The sequence below is a fragment of the Singulisphaera photorubra genome, from assembly GCF_045290345.1.
Lineage (GTDB): Bacteria > Planctomycetota > Planctomycetia > Isosphaerales > Isosphaeraceae > Singulisphaera.
Genome location: NZ_CP155447.1, coordinates 5,313,504 through 5,333,135 on the forward strand (window position 1 = coordinate 5,313,504; position 19,632 = coordinate 5,333,135).

General features: G+C 63.0%; 16 protein-coding genes and 1 tRNA gene. 8 read left to right on the top strand and 9 right to left on the bottom strand.

Annotated features, from left to right (window positions below; translation table 11 throughout):
* Nucleotide 1 precedes the first annotated feature (1 nt).
* Both V5E97_RS20145 and V5E97_RS20150 read right to left on the bottom strand, forming a co-directional pair.
* Nucleotides 2-1,723, bottom strand: a complete 1,722-nt coding sequence (locus tag V5E97_RS20145; protein WP_406701070.1) for an efflux RND transporter periplasmic adaptor subunit — start codon at nucleotides 1,721-1,723, stop codon at nucleotides 2-4.
* Between the two features lie 171 nt (nucleotides 1,724-1,894).
* Nucleotides 1,895-2,374: a hypothetical protein gene (locus V5E97_RS20150; protein WP_406701071.1), complete on the bottom strand. Its 480-nt coding sequence runs from the start codon at nucleotides 2,372-2,374 to the stop codon at nucleotides 1,895-1,897.
* Between the two features lie 320 nt (nucleotides 2,375-2,694).
* Here V5E97_RS20150 and V5E97_RS20155 point away from each other — a divergent pair, with 320 nt between their 5' ends.
* The gene (locus tag V5E97_RS20155; protein ID WP_406701072.1) at nucleotides 2,695-4,281 is read left to right on the top strand and encodes a TolC family protein; all 1,587 of its coding nucleotides are present in this window, start codon (nucleotides 2,695-2,697) and stop codon (nucleotides 4,279-4,281) included.
* An 8-nt stretch (nucleotides 4,282-4,289) separates the two neighbouring features.
* On the opposite strand, the gene V5E97_RS20160 is transcribed toward V5E97_RS20155, so the two are convergent.
* Nucleotides 4,290-4,799: a hypothetical protein gene (locus V5E97_RS20160; RefSeq protein WP_406701073.1), complete on the bottom strand. Its 510-nt coding sequence runs from the start codon at nucleotides 4,797-4,799 to the stop codon at nucleotides 4,290-4,292.
* Between the two features lie 351 nt (nucleotides 4,800-5,150).
* Between V5E97_RS20160 and V5E97_RS20165 the strand changes: the two genes are divergently transcribed.
* Together V5E97_RS20165 and V5E97_RS20170 are read left to right on the top strand one after the other, a co-directional pair.
* The gene (locus V5E97_RS20165) at nucleotides 5,151-5,303 is read left to right on the top strand and encodes a hypothetical protein (RefSeq protein WP_406701074.1); all 153 of its coding nucleotides are present in this window, start codon (nucleotides 5,151-5,153) and stop codon (nucleotides 5,301-5,303) included.
* 160 nt (nucleotides 5,304-5,463) lie between these two features.
* Complete coding sequence (locus V5E97_RS20170) at nucleotides 5,464-6,342, top strand: hypothetical protein (protein ID WP_406701075.1); 879 nt, start codon at nucleotides 5,464-5,466, stop codon at nucleotides 6,340-6,342.
* Nucleotides 6,343-6,458: 116 nt separating this feature from the next.
* On the opposite strand, the gene V5E97_RS20175 is transcribed toward V5E97_RS20170, so the two are convergent.
* The gene (locus V5E97_RS20175; protein ID WP_406701076.1) at nucleotides 6,459-6,863 is read right to left on the bottom strand and encodes a hypothetical protein; all 405 of its coding nucleotides are present in this window, start codon (nucleotides 6,861-6,863) and stop codon (nucleotides 6,459-6,461) included.
* Between the two features lie 273 nt (nucleotides 6,864-7,136).
* Between V5E97_RS20175 and V5E97_RS20180 the strand changes: the two genes are divergently transcribed.
* On the top strand, nucleotides 7,137-8,276 hold the full coding sequence (locus V5E97_RS20180) for a hypothetical protein (protein ID WP_406701077.1): 1,140 nt from the start codon (nucleotides 7,137-7,139) through the stop codon (nucleotides 8,274-8,276).
* On the opposite strand, the gene V5E97_RS20185 is transcribed toward V5E97_RS20180, so the two are convergent.
* Entirely contained in the window at nucleotides 8,273-9,475 is a 1,203-nt protein-coding gene (locus V5E97_RS20185) for an RNA-guided endonuclease InsQ/TnpB family protein (protein WP_406701078.1), read from the bottom strand. The genes V5E97_RS20180 and V5E97_RS20185 overlap by 4 nt on opposite strands.
* 209 nt (nucleotides 9,476-9,684) lie before the next feature.
* On the opposite strand from V5E97_RS20185, the gene V5E97_RS20190 reads away from it, so the two are divergent.
* Complete coding sequence (locus tag V5E97_RS20190; protein ID WP_406701079.1) at nucleotides 9,685-10,089, top strand: HEAT repeat domain-containing protein; 405 nt, start codon at nucleotides 9,685-9,687, stop codon at nucleotides 10,087-10,089.
* Between the two features lie 216 nt (nucleotides 10,090-10,305).
* Here V5E97_RS20190 and V5E97_RS20195 read toward each other — a convergent pair.
* The 3 genes from V5E97_RS20195 to ggt all read right to left on the bottom strand — a co-directional run bounded on the left by V5E97_RS20195 (nucleotide 10,306) and on the right by ggt (nucleotide 13,068).
* Nucleotides 10,306-10,388, bottom strand: a tRNA-Leu gene (locus V5E97_RS20195).
* Between the two features lie 379 nt (nucleotides 10,389-10,767).
* A complete protein-coding gene (locus tag V5E97_RS20200) occupies nucleotides 10,768-10,911 on the bottom strand; it encodes a hypothetical protein (RefSeq protein WP_254053457.1) in 144 nt (47 codons plus the stop codon).
* Nucleotides 10,912-11,322: 411 nt separating this feature from the next.
* Nucleotides 11,323-13,068 (bottom strand): gamma-glutamyltransferase, encoded by a 1,746-nt coding sequence (gene ggt, locus V5E97_RS20205; RefSeq protein WP_406701080.1) that lies wholly within the window; start codon nucleotides 13,066-13,068, stop codon nucleotides 11,323-11,325.
* A 249-nt stretch (nucleotides 13,069-13,317) separates the two neighbouring features.
* On the opposite strand from ggt, the gene V5E97_RS20210 reads away from it, so the two are divergent.
* The 3 genes from V5E97_RS20210 (at nucleotide 13,318) to V5E97_RS20220 (ending at nucleotide 16,282) form a co-directional block, all read left to right on the top strand.
* Nucleotides 13,318-14,595: a peptidylprolyl isomerase gene (locus V5E97_RS20210; RefSeq protein ID WP_406701081.1), complete on the top strand. Its 1,278-nt coding sequence runs from the start codon at nucleotides 13,318-13,320 to the stop codon at nucleotides 14,593-14,595.
* 155 nt (nucleotides 14,596-14,750) lie between these two features.
* On the top strand, nucleotides 14,751-15,497 hold the full coding sequence (locus V5E97_RS20215; RefSeq protein WP_406701082.1) for a DUF6655 family protein: 747 nt from the start codon (nucleotides 14,751-14,753) through the stop codon (nucleotides 15,495-15,497).
* A gap of 254 nt (nucleotides 15,498-15,751) precedes the next feature.
* Complete coding sequence (locus tag V5E97_RS20220) at nucleotides 15,752-16,282, top strand: adenine phosphoribosyltransferase (protein WP_406701083.1); 531 nt, start codon at nucleotides 15,752-15,754, stop codon at nucleotides 16,280-16,282.
* A 109-nt stretch (nucleotides 16,283-16,391) separates the two neighbouring features.
* Here the strand turns inward: V5E97_RS20220 and V5E97_RS20225 are convergent, their stop codons facing one another.
* Nucleotides 16,392-19,181: a BamA/OMP85 family outer membrane protein gene (locus V5E97_RS20225; RefSeq protein WP_406701084.1), complete on the bottom strand. Its 2,790-nt coding sequence runs from the start codon at nucleotides 19,179-19,181 to the stop codon at nucleotides 16,392-16,394.
* Nucleotides 19,182-19,632: the final 451 nt, after the last annotated feature.

A 19,632-nucleotide genomic window follows, 5' to 3' on the forward strand; every position in this document is an offset into this window, starting at 1 on the left:
CTCAGTGTCGGTGGGCCGCCGCGACGGGTGCCGCGGCCGATCGGGTTGCTTCATGGCCCGGGGCGGGAGGCTCGCCCTTCTTCCCCTCGATCTTCGGGTTCAGCCGGTTCTCGGCGTCGATGAGGAACGAGCCGGCGGTCGCAACCTTCTCGCCCGTGGTGAGCCCTTCGAGGACCGGGTAGACGTCCCCGGAAACGGGGCCAAGGACGACCTCGCGCCCCTCGAAGACTCCTGGGTCGGTTTCGACGTAGACGAGCTTCTTCGTCCCAGTGTCGATGACCGCGGACTCGGGGACGGTGAGGACCTCGTCCTTCGGGGCGGGCTCCAGTCGGGCGAGGTACTTCGCCGGCTCGGCCTTGAGCTTCGGCGGGCACGCCTCGCAGCACGTCCAGACTTTTCTGCCCTCGACATCGCTGGAGACCGGCTCCCCCATCGCGCCGAGCTTGAGCGTCGTCACCGGGCAGATTTTCTGCGCTTCCACGGTGAAGCTCGCGGGTTTCGCGTGGGACTCTTTCGGCCCGGACGCCGCGAGCCGGGACTGGAAGGCGGGGGTGTCCGCGACCGGGGTGTTGAACTTGACCGTCGCGAACATCCCCGGCCGAAGGCGGTAGTCCGCGTTCTCGAGGTCGTAGCGGACGTCGACCGTTCGGGTCTGAGAGTTCAGTGCCGGGGCGATGAACGCGACCTTCCCCCGGAAGGTCTCCCCGGGGTAGGCCTCAACGCTGGCCTCGACCGCCTGGCCGAGCTTCAGGGCCGAGAACTGGTTCTCGTAGACCTGCGCCTGGACCCAGACGTGGCTAAGGTCGGCGATCTCGAACATCGTGTCGCCCTCGGCGACGTACTGGCCCTCGAAAACGTTCTTGCGGGCGACGATGCCGGTGATGGGCGAGAGGATCGGGACGATATACTCGGCCTTGCCCTTGGCGAGAATCTCATCAACCTGCTTCGCCGTGATCCCCCAGCGGGAGAGCTTCTCTCGGACCCGGTTCACCATCTCCACTTCGCTGCCGAGGAGCGAGCGAACGAAGGCGCTCTGGGCCTGGGGACGTTCCTTCGCCGAGCGCTGGGCGAGGAGGAGCTCCTGGATAGCCTGGTTGAGCTCCGGGCTGTAAAGATTGGCGAGCGGCGCCCCGGCCTTTACCGAGTCGCCGTTGAAGTTCACGTGGAGTTTCTCGATCCGGGACATGCCCTTCGCCTTCGACGAGATCCGCGCGAGCCGCCTCTCGTCGTAGCTGACGGAGCCGACCGTGGTGATAGCCTCCGAGAGCGGGGCATAGGAGACCTCGCTCGTCTGGATCCCGGCCTGGGCCACCCGCATCGGGGCGAGGGCAATCCGCGAGACGACACCCAGAGGGAGCGTCTCCTTCTCGCCGACCTTCCGCTTCGAGAGCGGCATCCCGCAGATGGGGCAACTCCCCGGTTCCGGCTGGATGACCGTCGGGTGCATCGGGCAAAAGAACTCGACGTCGGACGACTCGGCGTGGGCCTCGCCCGGCGGTCGGGTCCACTTCTCGTAGTGGTTCCAGATCGTGTCCCAGTAGCCGAAGACCAGGCCTGTCGCGGCCATGAGGGCGATGAAGCGGAGCCGGAGCTCGACGACCTTCACGACCATCCGGAACTTTTGCCAGCGCGTGAGCGGCGGCCCGGACGGAGCGAGAGGAGTGCGCGCAGGCTCTTCGGCAAGAGCCGCGTTCGGCTCGCGAGAGTTCATTTCGGAAGACATATAAATCATCCCCCATGACGGCCGAGGGCGATACGCCCAGGCCGGGGTTCATCCGCAGTTCGAAATCGTAATGGGTGTTAGCGGAGAAGCGCCGAAGCGTGACCCGCGGATGGACCGGGGGCGCTGACGCCTACCACATGGCGAGACGAGGGACGTCCCGCGGAGGATGGGTTAAACGAGAAGGTGGAGCGTGCGGAGATAGAGGGGGGAATTCGGCGGGCTCATGTTCGTTGAGACGAGCCTGAACGCCGGCATGAAAGGCCGCGGGGCGTAAGCGAGGTGCGCGATGACCTCATCGTGGCCCTGATCGGTCCTGCTTTTATCGGAGCTGGAGGAGTCGGGCTTCGGTGCGGGTGCGGCAGGAGCGTTCGCACGGCACTCGCAAGAGGTGCCCGACCAGGGGGCTTCGAGCCTCACCACGGCAGAAGGCACCGACCACTCGAAGCGCTCAGACCGGGCAGCCCCGGAGAGAAGCGACGTCGACTCGGACAAGCCGCAGCACTGGCAATCGGCCGCGGGGTTCGCCTGGCAGCACGCCTTCGGCACCTTGACCTCGGCACACGCCTTCACCGGAGTACCAACCGACAACATCCCCACGATTGCCAGGAAGGCAACCCAGAGGAAGTTCAGGCGGCGGCAGTGACTGGTCATGTCGGTCCAGGAATTAGGTGAGAAGCGTCGACGAACAGAATTCAATATACATCAAAGACGTTAGAGGAACAAGGTCGGTCGGACCTCGATGGGGGCCTGAGGCAAAGCCGAATGTTCCGTGGCCTATGTACGTGGCCGGGCCTGGCTTGGTTCGGAAGACGAGAGCCAAGTCGTCATTTTTGATGAAATCGGCCCGTTCGGAATATTCTGCCAAAGCGATAGGACGTTCCCGGCCGATGCTCCAATCGGGCTCAATTAAATTGGCATTGCCGATTGCGCTGATGCTATGCGCAATCGACGACAATTGGAGGAAGCCCGCAATGAGATCGAACTTGTCCCCCACCCTTGCTGGTGCTCTCATTTGCGGTCTGGTCGGCTGTGCGCACGTGTCGAAGCGGCCGGAGCGGGTGAACGCCTCGGTATCCGAGAAGAATCCCGCGAAGCTCGATGGGTCGGTCGTCACCACGGCCTTCCACCCGCCGCACGTCCCCGCCCTGGGGGAACCGATGGCGACGGCGATCGAGTCCGCCCCGGCGGTGTCTCCCGACCTCTCCGGGCCGCAACCCGTCGACGCATATATCCGCCAGGCCCTCGCCGAGAACCGGACCGTCCAGGCAGCCTTCCATAACGTCCAGTCGCTCAAGTACCGTATCCCCCAAGTGACGACGCTCGACGACCCGGTCGCCTCGAACACGATTTTCCCCATCCCGGGGGTCGCCCCCCAGTACTCGTTGATGGGTTACAACCCGTACAACCTCACTCTTGCCCAGCAGTTCCCGTGGTTCGGGACGCTCCGGCTCCGGGGTGAGGTCGCCGAAGGTGACGTCCTGGTCGCGCTCGCGGAACTCGCCGCGGCTCAGCTCGACTCGGTCGCGGCCGTGAAGCGGGCCTACTTCGACCTGTACGTGAACCAGAAGACGGAAGAAATCATCAATGAGAACCGGAAGATCCTCGAGGATTTCCGAACGCTCGCGAAGTCGCGTCTCGAAACCGGAGGCACCCAGCAGGACGTGCTCCGGGCCGAGGTGCTCCTCAGTGAACTCGACCGGGAAGCGGCGAACACCCAGCAAGGGATCGCGACCACCCGGGCATCCCTCGCCCGGCAGCTCCATGTGAGCCCCGAGACCAACCTCATGACCCTGCCTGAGTTACCGAGGGCCGCGATACCGGCCGAGATGGAGCGGCTCTATCAGCTCGCAATCGCCGTCCGCCCCGAACTCAAGGGCCGCCTCGCGGCCGTCGCCCGGGACGAGAAGGCGGTCGAGCTCGCGAAGAAGCGGTTCTACCCGAACGTCACGCTCGGCCTCACCTACATGGACATGGAGAAGACGAACGCCATGACCCCGCAGACGGCGGGCGGCATGCCGAACGTCGGGTTCTTCGTCGGCTTCAACCTGCCGATCTACCGGGCCAAGTACCGGGCGGGAGTCTGCGAGGCGGAAGAGCGGACGAAGGCAGACGCCAAGCTCTACGAGGCCCAGCGCGACGAGACCTTCGGCGAGATCAAGGATTTCATGGTGCAGGCGAAGGTGCAGCAGGACGTCATCGGCCTCCTCAGGGACAACATCCTGCCCCGGATGAACACCACGCTCGAACTCGCCCGGAGCGACTATGCGAAAGGGAATGTCGACGTCGCTACGGTCTTCTCGGCCCTCCGGGAGGTGCTCCAGATCCAGCTCCAGATCGCCCAGGTCGAGGGCGAGCTCGGGAAGGCCCTCGCCTCGCTAGAGCGGGCGGTCGGCACTCAGATCAACGAACACCCGCCCGCGCACAGGGCGGAGGCCGTGGTGCCGACTCCGAACACTCCCCCGCTCCCGCCCGCCGACTCAGGGCCCTTCCGGGCGAATGCGCCGGCAGGGTCCCCGGAGGCGGGGCAGCCCGAGCCGATCAAGCCCGGGCCGCTCTGAACTCCGCGTCACATCGACATGCCCGCCCCGGGGGTCGATGCCGGGACGAGGCTCGGCGGCTGGCGGAATGGATAACCGAGGCTCGGCGGCATCACCCCCATGCCGCCGGGGCCTGGGGAACGCTGGCCCATCCCTCCGCCGACGCGCAGCCCACGCGGGCCACCGAACCCCGGGACCATCCGGGTACCCCGGTTCTGCCCCATCGTGCCGGAGAGCGGGGAAAGGCTGAAGGAGGTCCGGGCGGATCCCATCGCCGCGCTGGGCCGGGAGCGGTAGGCGAGCGAATTCCCCCCGCCCATCCGTGAAGGCATGAAGCCCTCGAACATCCCGCCATAAGGAATGATCATCGAGCCGCTGCCGCCCCCCCCAATGCCGGGGTTTGCGTAGCTCGACACCGCCCCATAGCCGCCAAGCGAACCGGAGCTTCCGTAGTCCTGGGCGGTGGCTCTGGCGTTTGAAAGGGCAATGACCCCGCCCACAGTGAAGAAAGCGAGGACCCCACGAATGCCGAATCTCATGACTTCGTCCTTGTCGAAGCTGGTCCGAGAGCCGAACCAGAAGCTTGAGCCCTGGGTAGAGGATCGGCAGACCCCATGCCAATCTCCTGCCGGAGGTCTGACCGTGCCCGACTGATGATAGTACCCCCAGATTACGCCTTGTGGCTTTGCACTGTCGCACGGATGGGAACGCCAGCCATTCGAGGGTCGACCAGACCTGATCCGCCAACCCGGCTCCCATCGCCGGGCTTCGTTTACGCCATCGCCCCTCATCGTCCTTGCCCAGGAGCGTCCGAACCGGCCGGCAGAAGAGCGATTCTCAACCTCGCGCGGTTCTCGCATCGACACGGACGCCCCACCAAGAACCTCCCCATGGTTCTCGGGGCGCTGATCCTTCAGCAACTCTACGACTTGACCGACCAACTCATCAAAGTCATTGCCACGGACACGAGCAAGCAACACCTGGATTCCACCGCGATTCAATCGGTAATACGCAGCCTACCCCAGCTGATGATCCCGGCATGAGAGGGCTGGGAGATTTGATCCCTGGCACCGATACTCAAGCGGCGACCATGGAGACCTGAGCGAACTGATTCTTTTCAGATTCGCGCGATTCCTTGACTCGTTTAGTATCCGAAGCCTGAGTGATCAGGGAATGAACGGAATCAAGCCAGGGAGGTGCGAGATGACCTGCGTGGTCCTTGCGGTGTACTTGGCATTGGTGTGCCTACAGGAACCAGGACTCCCCCAGGCAAAGCCTGACGACCCCGACACTTCGCTCCAGAAACTCGCAGGGGACTACGGCTCGAGTGACGGGTTCGTCCGGGAGTCCTTGAGCGTCACCACCGAGGGCCGATACTTCTCGGCGACGGACGGGTGCCTTGGTGCGATGGACCGCAGCGCAGGCTGCGCCACGGTCGTTGAGGGCCGCATGGTTCTCACTCCCGACCGGTTGAACCTCGTGCGAATCCGCTTCTATCTCCAAGAACTCGCTACAGTCCTAAATTATTGGACGATTGAAGCGGCGAACGCTGGCACATCCGGCGAACGCTTCGACTTGAGCCAGAAGCTGCGCGAAATCGCCAAGGAACTCCCGGAGTTGCTTGCGCACCTCCGGTCGGATTGCCAGCCGATTGAGTTCGTCCCCGTTCAGTGGGACACGCGTGTCTACCTCGTGCGATCGGAGGAGGGGAAGAGTTTTTGCAACGGCGCAAACCTGGGCCTGAACCCTGCGATGAGCTTCCTCGTGCGAGCGGACGGCGGCAATCAGGAACGAGCCAAGGGACTCCCTCTGGTTCCCGACGCGTGGCGGCCCATGCTCCTTGAGACCCCGATTCATGGCAAGATCATTGAGATCATGAGCCGCGGGCAGGCCCGCGTCGACCTGGGACTCGAGAACGGTGTTTGGGAGGGTATGTCCCTCGAGTCGGACCCCGGAGGATTCGGCGGCTCCGAGGTTGTGGAGGTCGGCGCGACTTCATGCGTGATCCGTCGGTACTACCGGACGCAAACCGCCTTCAAGAACGGTGAGAACGTCTCGTCGAAACGCCCCGGCATCGACTGAGGGCCAACGCACGTCGGCGCTGGGCCAGTCCATCTGCGGAGCAATCGACAAGTTCAAATCGCTGGGTCCGGTCGATGTTTTCGGATATGGACTGACCTTGAGAATATTGCACCGGATTAAAGATGAATCTCGCGCACTTGGGGTTTCAGGGTGTGCGGCGAAGAATCAGCCTGCGGGTAGAAATGGCGGAACGAGGAGGCCACGAGGAGGACGTCCATCAGGTTCAGGAATGCGACGAAGGGAGCTCGCAGGCTGAATCCCAGCACGTGCATGCCGGCGACCACCAGGCTGAGCCAGAAGACGAAGCGCCACCCGCGGATCAGCCCCGTGATCGCCAGGCACTTGAATGCGAGCCATCTGGCGGCTTGAGGCTGGTACGGAATCGAGAGCAGATTCCCGATACCCTCTAACCCGAGCATGAACACGACGATCCATATCTGCCAGGGCACGCCACTCGAGATGCGGGCGACGGGTACCTCGTCGAAATACTCATCGGTCGTCCGTGCGCCTTTGAGAGCCATTGGTCGCTCCTAAGGTCGAAATGGTCTCAATTAGCATACCTTACGACGTCGGTCGGAACCAGCGCTACCGGATCCAGCAGTTTCACGACATCACATGCTGACCTCGACCACGCCCTGAGTACCGCGCACGTTTCCGGATCGCGACGTCAATGTGTGACTTTCCTATGAGATCCATTGCCGGCAACGAACTGAAACGAATATCCTTGGTCTCGCCCCTTTGCTCTTCAACTGCACGCATGATACCAACCAGGCTCACCAACGGTTTGCTCGCTCATGGCGATTTCCTTCGCATGTCCTTCCTGCGCCAAGACGTTCGAGATATCCGAGTCGGCCGCCGGCAAGAAGGGACGGTGCAAACGCTGCGAAACGGTGTTCGTGATCCCGAGCGCCGCCGCGTCACGACCTCCTGAGATCAAGACCAGGGCATACGACCTGTACGACGAGGACGAGGAGCCGTCCCGCGGCCGAGCGGCCGCAGCGAGCACCTTGATCAAGGAGGGAACGCGCATCGACCTGATCGAGGTCGAGGAGTCTTCGCCGGACCGGCTCACGCTGGCTGTCAAGACGACGCGGCTCCTCCTGTGGATGATCGGGGGCGCCGTCGCGCTTGTGGTGGGGATTTTGCTGATTGCCCTGAGCGAGCGGGCGATCGAAAATGCCGAGGGGCCGGTCCGTATTTCACGCCTCGTCGTGGCGATCCCCTTTCTCGTGACCGGCCTCGGCGTCTTCGGGATCTGCTGCAGTGCCCGGCTCGGGACGCGCCTGACGTTCGACCGCCGGACGAGTCGTCTCTCGGTCCGCAGGCTCTTGATCTGGGAGACGACCTGGGAGGCCGAGGACCTCGATCGCCTGGTCTTCGTCGTACTCAAGCCGCAAGAGAAGAATAACCGGTCCTCCACGACCCCTCAGGCGTGTGAGGCGTACGTCGTCGACCGCCGTGGCCGTGCCGTGGCGATGATCGAGCGGGTCGGGAATACTCGGCCGAAGGACAGCCAGCCGCTGGCCATGGCCTGCCTCCAGGCGGGCAACCTCCTCGGTATTCCGGTCTCGGTTGACGATCGCGTAGAACCGGTCAATTCGGAAGTCCGCCGCGCGGTGGAACTCATCCACATGGCCAATGCCCGTCGCGGTCGCCACAGGGCCCCGACCTTCCGCAAGCCGCTCTTCACGGCCTACAACGTGGGGGGCGCCCTGTCCATGATCGTGATACTCGCCGGACTCGGTCGGTTCATGCTGAAGTGGACCGATTTGGGGCACAACATCACCGACGCCGTGGCCGCGGTTGCTCCGGCCGACGCTCCCGGCAACCCAGGACGCCTGGCTCAGTTGCGAAATGACGAGCACGACATCGACCGGCTCCTCGGCGAGGTGAGCTCTCCGGATGAGCATAAGCTTGACACTCCCCACGTCTAAAGGCGGGGGATTCTCGGTTCGACACCAACAGCCTCGATACGAGGTCTTACACTGGCTCCCCGAGCGTTTCGACTCTCCGTCTGCCCGACGGCGAGCATCCTCAACCCTTCGTCCCTGATGTTGCACGCGGCGAGGAAGTCCCGCTTGTGATGGGCCCCGCATTCGCAATCCCACTCCCGATCTTTGAGCGTGAGATTGCCATTGAGGGCGCCGCATGCGTTGCACATCTTCGACGAAGGGAACCAGCGGTCGATGACCACCAGATGTTTGCGGTTCCACAGGCACTTGTATTCGAGCTGACGGCGGAATTCCCCCCACGAGGCATCGGTCACGCTCTTGGCCAGCTTGGTTCTCGCAAGGCCCTTCACGCTCAGATCCTCGATGCAGAGGCCGGCATGCTTTCCAACGAGTTCCGTGGACAACTTATGCAGGAAGTCGTTCCTTTGGTTGGCGGTCTTCCGGTGGATGCGAGCCACCTGGATTCGGGCCTTGATCTTCCGCTTGCTCCCCGGCTTGCGGCGGGAAACGGTTCGTTGCGCCTTGCGAAGTTTCTTCTGAGACTTGCGGAAGCACTTCGGGGCCGGGATCGGCTCCGATCCATCGGAGAGCGTGGCGAAGTCGATCAAACCCAGATCGATGCCGACCGACCGTTCCGGAGAAGGCGGCGACAGAGGTACGTCCGGCATCTCGAATTCGGCCGTGAGGCTGACATACCACTTGCCATCGATGGAACGGCGGAACGTGGCGCTTTTGGTCGGCTCATCGACGGGCTGGCTCTGATAGATGCGGACGGGGCCGATCTTGGGGATGACGACCTTGCCGTCGACAACCTTGACCCGCTGGGGGATGCGGAATCGCGCCCGGTCTCGCTTCCGGTTCTTGAACCTGGGGAACTTCGCCTTCATCCTCGGGTTGAAGTGGTTGTCGTAGGCTTGATACAGATCCTTGAGTACCTGTTGCAACGCCTGAGAATCCGCGTCCTTTAGCCACGCCGTCTCGGGCCGGGTCTTCAGTGCGGTCAACTCGGACGAGAGGGCGCTCATCGGGAGCGTCTTTCCGAATTCCCGGTAGTGCTCTTTCCGTCGCGAAAGCGCCCAGTTCCAGACCCACCGCCGAGCACCGGCCATGCGGTTAAGAGTATGGGCCTGCGCCTTCGTGGGCTTCATCCGGAATCGGTAGACTTTGCGATGCTTGGCCATGACTGTATTGTAGTTGTGTTGTGTTCACCAATCAATCAAATTCACGCCTTATATCCCCACGGATAAATCCGGGGGCTTTACGGCTAATCCTCGGTAATTTCGCTCTTGGGCAGCTCGAAGGCCGCGACCCCGGCGACCGGCGCGATGCGGTACTCCAGGCTGCGACGAAGTCTCTCGACGCCACCAGCCGGTACGAGCGGGAGAAAGCCGTGCAGGTTCTGGGCCGCTGGAGCACCGACGACGACCTCGCCAGGGTCGTCGCGGCCATCGATGACCCCGAGCGAGCAGTTCGCAACGCCGTCGCCACGGCCCTCGCCAGCCGCAAGTACATCGCTGGTGTGACGGCCATGACCCGGCGGATGCGCGACCCGAACGACCGCTTCACGATGGCGGTCAAGCTTATCGAGTTCGGTCCGGGCGCCGCGCCGGTTGTGGTGAAGCTGCTCGATGACCCTGACGACGATATAAAGTTCCAGGCGGCGCAGATCCTCGCCTCGATCGGGACGACGGCCGAGCTCGACACCCTGAGCGCCGTGTACCGCCGCTACAAGACGGTGACCACTCTAGAGTTCGGCAGCAACGTCTTGCCGGGGGGGGGGAGCAGGTCACAATAGACCAGTCTCACTTCGCGAACGCCATCCTCCCATCCCTTGAGCGTGCCGTACGCACAGCGGAGACGCGGCCGTCCGCGCCGTGACAAGCAATGCCCCTATCTTCACAGGAGCCTTCGTCAAGATACCGCCGGTATCGACGCGATCGCGCAAATCAACAAGCCGGACACCGCCCGCCGCGCCTGCAGCAGCCGTGCCGGAGAATCCCCGCAACTCAAATACCGGCGGTGGGAGTCGAACCCACATGGGGGTGAACCCGGAGGATTTTAAGTCCTCTGCGTATGCCTTTCCGCCACGCCGGCCCGTTGGTCGGTGGTTGATTCGATCGTTGGGGCGACGAATTCCCTCCAGGCCTTCGGTGTCAACTTACCACAAAGAAAGGCCCCCGTCTCGCGGTAAGTGCGCCTTTATGCCCAGGAACTTACAGGCTCACACGTTCTGGCAAGAATTAAATCTTGGCGGGATCCCTACAAAAACAGAGAGCCTACTAAAAAGTAGGCTCTTTGCGTCCGTCCTCGGCGGGCATTAAGTCGGGCAGCGCGGGGCCGCCTTCAACGGAATGGCCTTGGGAGAGGCAATTCGATTCGGGGTGGTCGCTTCTTCCCTCGGACACCTAGAGGGGGCACCATCATCGGGGCCGCCTCCAGGCTCTTTGAAGTGAAGCGACCAATATGCACATCCTTACACCGCGACTCGCTCGCCGCGCGAGTCGAATCCCATCAGGAATCGACCGGTCGCGGAGATCATCGAGACCGAGAATCCAGCGCCTGCGTACGCTTCGGCGCTGAAGACTGCCTGATTGAAGTCGTTAAATGAGCGATGCATGTGAAACGTTCCATCGCTGATGCGAAGCAAGATGGTCGGACTCACTGACCTCAACCCCTGGGACATTGGCGTCGACTCCTCAAGGTGCGGCACTCGCCGCACCGAGACACCCACAGGCGAACTCAAGGCTCGATTCGTGATCCTGCACAATCGGGAGCCGTCGATGACGGAAGTCACTCCGGCCCATCACACCGCACTCTCACCATCTAGTACGTATTCATCGAGTTTTTGGGCCGAACTCGTCGCGATTTTTCTCGATCCCTTGAAAACAAAGCCAGTTCACCGGGTGTTTCGGAACATCGAGCACCAAGACCGAACGTAAGTGAGCACGACTCGAGTCCCAAGACCAAATCACTTGGCTCAGGTGTCGTTTCTCCCACGCACGTGTGAGGCCCAACCCATGTAGCTCGACTAATCTCCCGAGGCGCGCGAGGTTTCCCGGCGGCGATCGGCGACTCCATGCCGGCGACCCGTCTCCGGGTCGACGACGATGGTATGGGCATCCCCTTGAATTCCGCCGAGACGGAACCGATAACCCATTTTCTCCAAAGCGTCGCGCGTCTCCGCGGACCAGGATTTCCCTTCCAGGGCGATGAAGTCGGGGAACCAGGCGTGATGAGTTCGGACCGCATCGACGGATTCTCTCGGCTCGAGCTGGAACTCGAGGATATTGAGCACGACCCACAACACTGTGTTGGGAATCGTACGGCCGCCGGGCGAGCCCGTGACGAGCCGAACTTGTCCTTCTTTCAAAACGATGGTGGGCGTCTGCGAGCTCAGCATCCGCTTTCTGGGTTCGATGAGATTCGCCGGTGTACCGATCCGCCCCTGGGAGTCGGTCCGCCCGGGTACGAGGTTGAAGTCCCCCATCTCGTTATTGAGCAGGAAGCCGGCTCCCGCAACCACCGCCTTGGAGCCGTACCCTTCTTCCAACGTATAGGTCAACGCGGCGGCATTGCCGTCGCCATCCATCGTTGAGAGGTGGGTGGTGTCGCTCCCCTCGGCCGAGAGAATCGGGAACGGAGCGAGCTCGGCGCTGGGCGTGGCGCGGTCGGTGATCGAACGGGCGAGCTCGTCGGCGTAGGCCTTCGAGATCAGCTTGGCGACCGGCACGTTGACGAACTCGGGGTCGGCGATCTCGGTCGCCCGAGTGAAGAAGCCCCGGCGCATCGCTTCGGTCACGCGATGCAAAGTCCGAGGCGCTTGGGGACCGTCAGCTTTGAGGTCGAAGCGTTCGAGAATATTGAGCATCTCGGCCAGCAGGATCCCACCGGACGCGGGCGGGCCCATGCCGTAAACGTCGAAGCCGCGAAAGGTCGAGTGGATCGGGGAACGTTCCTTCGCCTGATACGCCTTGAGGTCGTCGAGGGTCACCAGGCCGCCATGCTCGGCCATATATTTCGCGAGAATTTGCGCGGTTCGGCCGGTGTAGAACTCGTCCGCGCCTTCGCTGGCGATGCGGTCGAGCGTGTCGGCCAGGTCGCGCTGAATGAGCCGTTCGCCGGCGCGCCAGGGGGTGCGGTCCGGTTTCGCGAAGGCTGCGACCGACTCGGGAAAACCGGCGAGGCGATCCGAGCCCGGCCCCAGGTCGTCCTTGCCGCCCGGTTCGAGCCGCTTTCGTGAGAAGAGTTGCTGGTTGAGCGACTGGGCGAGCGTTTCCGAAACAGGGAATCCCTCACGAGCCAGCCGGGCGGCGGGGCGCACCAGGTCGGACCAGGGCGCCTTGCCGATCCGGGCATGAACCAGGCCGAGTCCCCGCACCGTGCCCGGAACGCCGGCCGCCTTCGCACCGGCGCGATGGTTGGAAACGGGTAGGCCGTTGGGACCAAGGTACATCTTCGGGTCCGCGGCTTGCGGGGCCATCTCGCGGAAGTCGAACGTAAGGACCTCACGCCCCTCGGCGCGATAGGCGACCAGGAACCCGCCGCCACCGAGGTTGCCCGCCGACGGATGCGTCACCGCCAGTGCGAATGCCGTTGCCACGGCCGCGTCGAAGGCATTCCCGCCATTTCGCAGCACGTCGCGGCCAACGTCGGACGCATGCCCTTCCTGAGAGACAACAACATGTTTGGAAAAGACCTGCCCACGGGCATCGATCGACAGAAGTGCAATCAACCCCAAGATCAACCAGCCATTCAATCGGCCCATCCAGCGCATTTCTACCCTCCACCCGATTCCCAAGATCGTTCCCACCACCCCGTTCTCTGGCGGGAACCATCTTAGCATGAGGAACCGAGTCGCGTCTCAATGGGGGGTGGACTCTCCACACCCGCGATCACGCGGTTGCGAGGAAAAAGCGATGTTGACCGAATCGGCACGAACGTCTAGAGTCCCGGCCGATAAGCCCCGGAACTTGAATGATTCTTTTCCGGCATGGGCCTCAACGGCTGAAGGAGATACTTCGCAATGGTCGCAAGGACGCGCGGTCGAATAAGCCAAGCGATGTTGTTCACCCTGGCCTCGGTCGGGGTGTTCGATGGTTCCGAGGCTCTCGCTCAGGGGTACTTCAACCGAGCGAAACCTGCGAAGAAGGCCGAGGCGGCTCCCAGCAAGGACCAGGCCCCGCCCGCCGCCTTCAGCCAAGCCGAGATCCCCAAGGTCGAGATGACCAGGATCCCGGTCAATCCCGATGACGCCATCGCCACGGTCAACGGTCAGAAGATCACCCGCCAGCAACTGGCTGACGAATGCGTCGCGCGGCAAGGGGAGGAGATCCTCGACACCCTGGTCGCCCGCACCTTGATCGATCAGGCACTTCGAGCGAAAAAGCTCGAGGTCACGGCCGTCGAGATTGATAACGAGATCGAGAACGTCGCCCAGAACGTGGCCCATGTCGGCCGTGAAGCCTGGTTGCGGACGCTCGCCAAGGAACGGAATATCAGCCCGACCCAGTACGCCCGCGATATCATCTATCCGGCCCTGGCGCTTCGCAAGCTGGCCGACAAGAAGGTGCAAGTCACCGCCGAAGACATGAGAGATTCGTTCGAGGCGCAGTACGGCGAGAAGATTCGCTGCCGCCTGATCATGGTCGACAAGCTTCCCGCGGCCCAGGGGATCTGGGAAGAGCTCCGCAAGAACCCGGCCGGGTTCGAGAAGCTCGCCCAGGAGCGTTCGATGGACGCCGGCAGCCGGTCGCTCGGTGGCCTGCTCGCCGAACCGATCTCGCGCCACGCTCATCCCAGGAACGTTTCCGACGCCGCTTTCCGACAACTGGTCGACGGTGACGCCCAGGACAAGGATCCTTCGCACAAGCCCAAGGACGGTGACTTCACCGGCCCGATTCAGGTGGCCGAAGCGACCTGGATCATCCTCAAGCGAGAAGGGCTCATCGAAGGGAACAAGAATGCCAATCCCAAGGATGAGCGGATTCGCAAGAACGTCTACGACATGATCTACGAGGTCAAGCTCAAGGAAGCGATGAGCACGACCTTCGTCGAACTGATGGATGCCGCCGCGATCGACAATAAGCTGACCGGACACGTCAAGCTCGCCAATGAGAAAGTGGCCGAGAATGAGCTCGACACGAACGTGCAGTTGATGAGTGATCCCGGGCGGAGCCAGACGGAAGCGGGTGAGCCCCAGGCCGCTCCGGCATCCTCGCCCAAGCTTCCGACTCCTGCCGCCGCGTCGGCCGACGTCGTCAAGCAGGTTGAGTCGCTCCAGCGAGCCCCCGTCAAGCGTTGATCCCATTCGCAATCGACGACGTGCACCCTTGCCCGACCCCTCAATCGCGAGGGAAATCCACGGGCAAGGGTGCGACCCTTTCGAGCCAGGCCAATTCCCGATCCTCTGGCTCGTGCTCGTCCGTTGAAGGTTCAAAAGTGCGAGGCAGTGAGACCATGACGACGTATCCAAAGGGAACGGGACGACTCGTCCGCTCGCTCATGGTCCTCGGACTCGCCGCAGCCCCGGGTTGCGGAACGGTCAAAACGACCAACACGGTCCGAACGGGGACCGAGCAGCTCCTGCTCACAAACGCGTGGGACTCCGCGCTTCAGAAAATCGACTTCCGGCCGCTGACCGGAGTTCCCGTCTTCCTCGACACCGCCAACGTCACGGCCGTCGACCAGGGATGGGTCGTCTCCAGCCTTCGCCAGGCGATGCTCACTCAGGGCGTGCTGCTCCGAACCAAGGCCGAACAGGCGCAGTGGATCGTCGAAGCCAGGGTCGGTGTGTACGGCACCGACGAGCACAACTTGCTCATCGGTATTCCCCAAACCGCCATCCCCGCCACCCTCCCCGGGATCCCGGCGGGCACCGTCCCCGAGATGCCGCTCGTCAAGAAGAGCAACCAGCAGGGGATGGCCAAGCTCGCCCTCTTCGCGTACGACCGCGCCAGTGGTCAGTTCGTCTGGAGCTCCGGAACGATCCTGTCCACCTCGAGCGCCAAGGACACGTACGTCGGCGGAGTCGGCCCCATCCAGGGAGGGTCGATCCGCGGCGGGACCGAGTTCGTTGGCATCAAGCTCCCGCTCACCTCCGAGGGCAGCTCCGACGAAGCGGGCCGGGCCGGCCGGCAAAACACACCGTCCGATCCCGCCGCCCTCAGACAGTCTGCCTCCGACCTCGACTCGTTCATGCCTTAGGTTGCGATCGCATCGCACGCTCGCGAAATCAAAAACAAAGGGGGGGCGGGCCACAAATTGTCCCGACCACCTCCTTGGTGTGTATCCCGCGAGTCAACGGCTCGAAATCCCCCTCCCAACCACTCCCGACGATCGCTAATTCTCCCTCGGGGCCGCCGCTTGCGCATGTCGTGAGCGCGATTTCGCGGTAGGATATATGTACCTAGGGGATTCCAATACCGCCCTGCCCGCCTTTGCTGCCTCCGGAGCTTGCAATGACTGCACTGGCCTCGATCGACCCGCGCGACTGGATTCGTGACGTCCCCGACTTTCCTAAACCCGGGATTCTGTTCAAGGACATCACCCCGTTGCTGGGTGCGCCCAGGGCCTTCCGCGCAGTCATCGACCAGCTCGCGGAGCAGTTCTCGGGACGCAAGATCGACGCCGTGGCCGCGGCCGAAGCACGTGGATTTATCTTCGGAGCCCCGCTGGCCCTTGCGCTTGGCGTCGGATTCGTGCCGATTCGCAAGCCGGGTAAACTCCCCTACCAAACCGTCTCACTCGAGTACGCGCTCGAGTACGGCACCGATCGGCTCGAGATGCACGGCGACGCCGTCGGTCCGGGTCAGAGGATCTTGCTCCTGGACGACGTCCTCGCCACCGGCGGTACCATGCGGGCCTGCCGCGATCTGGTCCAGCAAACCGGCGCGGAGGTCGTCGCCTGCGCCTTCGTCGTCGAGCTCAGCTTCCTGAAGGGCCGGGAGATGCTCGAGCCCAGCGAGGTTTCCAGCCTAATTATCTATTGATAAGAGCTTTTTTTAAGAATCGCCCAAGAGGCCAGCCGGGAGCTTGTCCTCCCGGCTGGCCTCTTGGGCGAGCCTGAATCGGCTTGATTCGGGGCGAGCGGCCGGCCGATCAATAGACGGCACCGATCGAGAAGTTGAAGTAGTTGACCTTATCGCCGGGGGCCTTGGCGACGGGGAAGGCCAGGTCGACGGAGATCGGCAGTGGGCCGAACTGCGGGAGTGTCAGGCGGAGGCCGGTACCGACCGAGGCACGGATGTTGGTGAAGTTGTAACCGTTCTCGACGGTACCGAAGTCGGTGAAGACGACCTGGCGAAGCGCGTCGCTGGCGATCAGCGGGAACATATACTCAACCGATCCGATGGCCATCATGGTGCCACCGATGTTCGAGCCGAGCACGTGCGGACCGACACCACGGTACTGGAACCCGCGAAGGCTGCCCAGGTAGCCTGCGTAGAACCGCTCGTAGACCGGCGTGTCGCGGCCGGTGACACCGAAGTGGCCTCGGAACGAAAGGATCCGCGGCCCTGATCCGTCGGGACGCGACCCGGTCGTGAAATAGGTCCGACCCTCGATCTCGGCCTTCGGATAGGTGAACGTCCCCCAGCCTTGCTCGAACGAGAGTTCGAGGTACTGCCCTTTGTTCGGCAGGAATGGGGAGTTCCGGTTATCGAACCGCAAGGTCGGGCGAAGCGTGGCGAGGGTTGTATGCCCCGTCGCCGCCAGGTACTCGGCCGGAGCCGGCGTCTTGTAGCCGTTGAAGTTGACGTCCTCGATCCGCGCGGCAACGTCGGCATAGGTTGAGGTGCCGAACTGTCGGCCGAGTGAGAATCGACCGCCGCCTCGGCTTTCCGTCCAGTCGGGATAAACACGCTGGAAGAGATAGCCCGAGGCGCCGCCGCCGATCGGCAGATCGAAGAGGTAAGGGTCACGCAGGCTCACCGTGAACCGGTTGATCATGGTGCCCGCCATGAGCGAGACCTGAAAGTCTTGCCCGCCACCACGAAACGCCTTGCCGCTGGTGATGTCGTCGAAGTTGCGCGGGACGTTGAAGAGGTCGAAGTTCTTCTCGGTGATCGTCAGGCTACCGTTAAGCCCCTGGAATCCGCTGGCCCCGATGCCGGCCATGAACCGCCCGGTGGGCGCTTCGCTGACCGAGGTCACAACGTCGGCGAACGAACGGTTCGGGAACGGGTCCTGGCGGTCCGGGCCCACGTCAGTCATGTTCATGCCGGGAATGCTCGGCTCCATGCCCGGCGGCTCACCAGCTCCGACGGGGGGAGTCGGGGACACAGCGCCTGGGAAACCGGGAGGCACGACCACGGGGGCCGGGGCGCCTGGGTTCAAGGGAACGTCGATCGGCGGGACGTCCCGCGGCGGAGCGAAGGTCCGCCCCGCACCGAAGGGCTCGAGGCCTCCCGGCCCGGCATCGGCCGGCGGATCAACCAGCACCGGTGGAGGAAGCGCGGGGGGTTCGGGACCGGGGTCCTGCATTCGGGTCGTCGAGCCGTCGGTCAGGTCAGGAATCAAGCCGTCGCCGTAGGGGCGCTCGCCGGGCCGACGATTGATGACCTTGAGGTCGATCGGCTTGCCCCCCATCTCGGGAGTCATGACGAAGTAACCCGTGTTCCCCAACCGCTGCTTGAACGTGTCCATCCGGTTGAGGTTGAGCACTTCGCCGGGCAGGAACCCCGCCATCAGCGCCTCGCGCCGCACGACCTTGTCCTTGGTCCGATCATTGCCCCGGATGATCAGATCGCCCAGGAGATACGGCTCACCTTCCTCGATCTCGTAGACGAGGTCGACGATGCCCGGCTTATCGGTGTAGTTGGGCACGGGCCGGATCATCGTATCGATACAGCCAATCTCATAGTATTTCGTCATCAAGTTCTTGCGGTCGGTCTCTTTGAGCGTCTCGAGGATGGGCTGCCCCGAGTGCATCATCAACCCGTCCTTGAGCTTCGCGGTGGAGAGCTTGCTGTTCCCCTTGAACTCGATGTTACGGACCTTGTAGCGCACCCCTTCGGCGATGACGAAGCTGATACGCAAGTCACCCAGGCTGGAGCCAGGCCGGGTCACAGGGGTAACCTTCACCTCAACGAACCCCTGCCCTTGGTAGTATTCCGTCAGCTTGCGAACGTCCTCGTCGAGGTTATCGCGGTTATACTTGCCACCGATCAGGCCGAGGATCGCGACCTTGCTGGTGATCTTGGTCCTCAGCGTTGCGTCGCTGGCGAAGACGTTGCCCACGAAGTCGATCCCACCGACCTTGTGCTTCTCGCCCTCGAAGATCTGCATAACGACACGTGTCTGGCCCCGCTCTCCCCCTTCGAGGAGGGTGACCTCGGCGGTGTCGTACCCCTTTTCGGCATAGAGTCGGCGGATCTGATCGACAGCAAGCTGGGTCCGGGCCGCGTCGGCTCGGTTCCCCTTCTTGAGCCCTGTGTTCTCTTCGATATCTTTGAGCTTGAGGTGCTTGAGCCCTCGAAACTCAACGTGGGTGAGAACCGGGAGTTCCCGGACGACGAAGGTGAGGATAAACCCCTTGTCGTTGGGCGCCTTGTCGAAGTAAGGGGAGACGTCGGAGAACCACTTGGTCCCCAGCAACGTCTGGATATCGGCGTCGATCCGTTCCTGATCGAGCTGACTCCCTTCCCGACTGAGGAGCTTGGCGCGGACCTGGTCGGAGGTGATCGAGACGTTTCCCTCGACGCGGACCTCGACAATGGTCCCTTCAGGGAGTTCGTTTTCCCCGGCGGCCCAGGCACGCGGGCTCGGAACTAAGAATTGTGCAAGTGTGGCCAGTGCGAGGACAGCCCGAAGGAACGCCCCGAGTCTGGCCGCTCGAGCCGCCGGGGCCTTCCTTGGCACAGGCGGAACCATCATGACGCCGCGTGTCATGTGAGAAATGTCCCCGAACCGATAAGAGAGAAGTCGAGTCGCCACGACAATCTGGCTGAGAGAGAGGCAGATTGTCGGGACGCCATTTGGCGAAGCCGATTCTTCCCGGAACAGACGTGCGGGGAGGAGACCAGTCAGTCGATCTCCGACCCGGCTCAAACCATCAATTCGACGTGCGTTTAGCAATCATTCCGGGCACAAGCCGCTCCCTTCCTTGGGCCGGCCTGAGTTCGACGGCGACATGTGCGGGGCCTTGTACCCGAGTTAACGGGAACCCGCAACCCCGGATCTTCCCGCGCCGATCTGAAACAATTTACGGAATTGCCACCAGGCCCTCCCCGTTCGTCGACAAAAAGCGAGCGGGGAAAGGATCACTCCCGGTGTTTCGACCAATCCGTATTACAGCGACTTACAGCGGTTTACCAACGGGTTGCGTACGACGAAGGAAAAA

What these genes read in the sequence shown, in the direction of transcription:
- V5E97_RS20185 (WP_406701078.1), bottom strand. Translation starts at nt 9,475, where the DNA reads ATGGCCAAGCATCGCAAAGTCTACCGATTCCGGATGAAGCCCACGAAG.
- V5E97_RS20210 (WP_406701081.1), top strand. Translation starts at nt 13,318, where the DNA reads ATGGTCGCAAGGACGCGCGGTCGAATAAGCCAAGCGATGTTGTTCACC.
- V5E97_RS20170 (WP_406701075.1), top strand. Translation starts at nt 5,464, where the DNA reads ATGACCTGCGTGGTCCTTGCGGTGTACTTGGCATTGGTGTGCCTACAG.
- V5E97_RS20160 (WP_406701073.1), bottom strand. Translation starts at nt 4,799, where the DNA reads ATGAGATTCGGCATTCGTGGGGTCCTCGCTTTCTTCACTGTGGGCGGG.
- ggt (WP_406701080.1), bottom strand. Translation starts at nt 13,068, where the DNA reads ATGCGCTGGATGGGCCGATTGAATGGCTGGTTGATCTTGGGGTTGATT.
- V5E97_RS20200 (WP_254053457.1), bottom strand. Translation starts at nt 10,911, where the DNA reads ATGCATCGCTCATTTAACGACTTCAATCAGGCAGTCTTCAGCGCCGAA.
- V5E97_RS20155 (WP_406701072.1), top strand. Translation starts at nt 2,695, where the DNA reads ATGAGATCGAACTTGTCCCCCACCCTTGCTGGTGCTCTCATTTGCGGT.
- V5E97_RS20225 (WP_406701084.1), bottom strand. Translation starts at nt 19,181, where the DNA reads ATGACACGCGGCGTCATGATGGTTCCGCCTGTGCCAAGGAAGGCCCCG.
- V5E97_RS20215 (WP_406701082.1), top strand. Translation starts at nt 14,751, where the DNA reads ATGACGACGTATCCAAAGGGAACGGGACGACTCGTCCGCTCGCTCATG.
- V5E97_RS20165 (WP_406701074.1), top strand. Translation starts at nt 5,151, where the DNA reads ATGGTTCTCGGGGCGCTGATCCTTCAGCAACTCTACGACTTGACCGAC.
- V5E97_RS20150 (WP_406701071.1), bottom strand. Translation starts at nt 2,374, where the DNA reads ATGACCAGTCACTGCCGCCGCCTGAACTTCCTCTGGGTTGCCTTCCTG.
- V5E97_RS20220 (WP_406701083.1), top strand. Translation starts at nt 15,752, where the DNA reads ATGACTGCACTGGCCTCGATCGACCCGCGCGACTGGATTCGTGACGTC.
- V5E97_RS20145 (WP_406701070.1), bottom strand. Translation starts at nt 1,723, where the DNA reads ATGTCTTCCGAAATGAACTCTCGCGAGCCGAACGCGGCTCTTGCCGAA.
- V5E97_RS20175 (WP_406701076.1), bottom strand. Translation starts at nt 6,863, where the DNA reads ATGGCTCTCAAAGGCGCACGGACGACCGATGAGTATTTCGACGAGGTA.
- V5E97_RS20180 (WP_406701077.1), top strand. Translation starts at nt 7,137, where the DNA reads ATGGCGATTTCCTTCGCATGTCCTTCCTGCGCCAAGACGTTCGAGATA.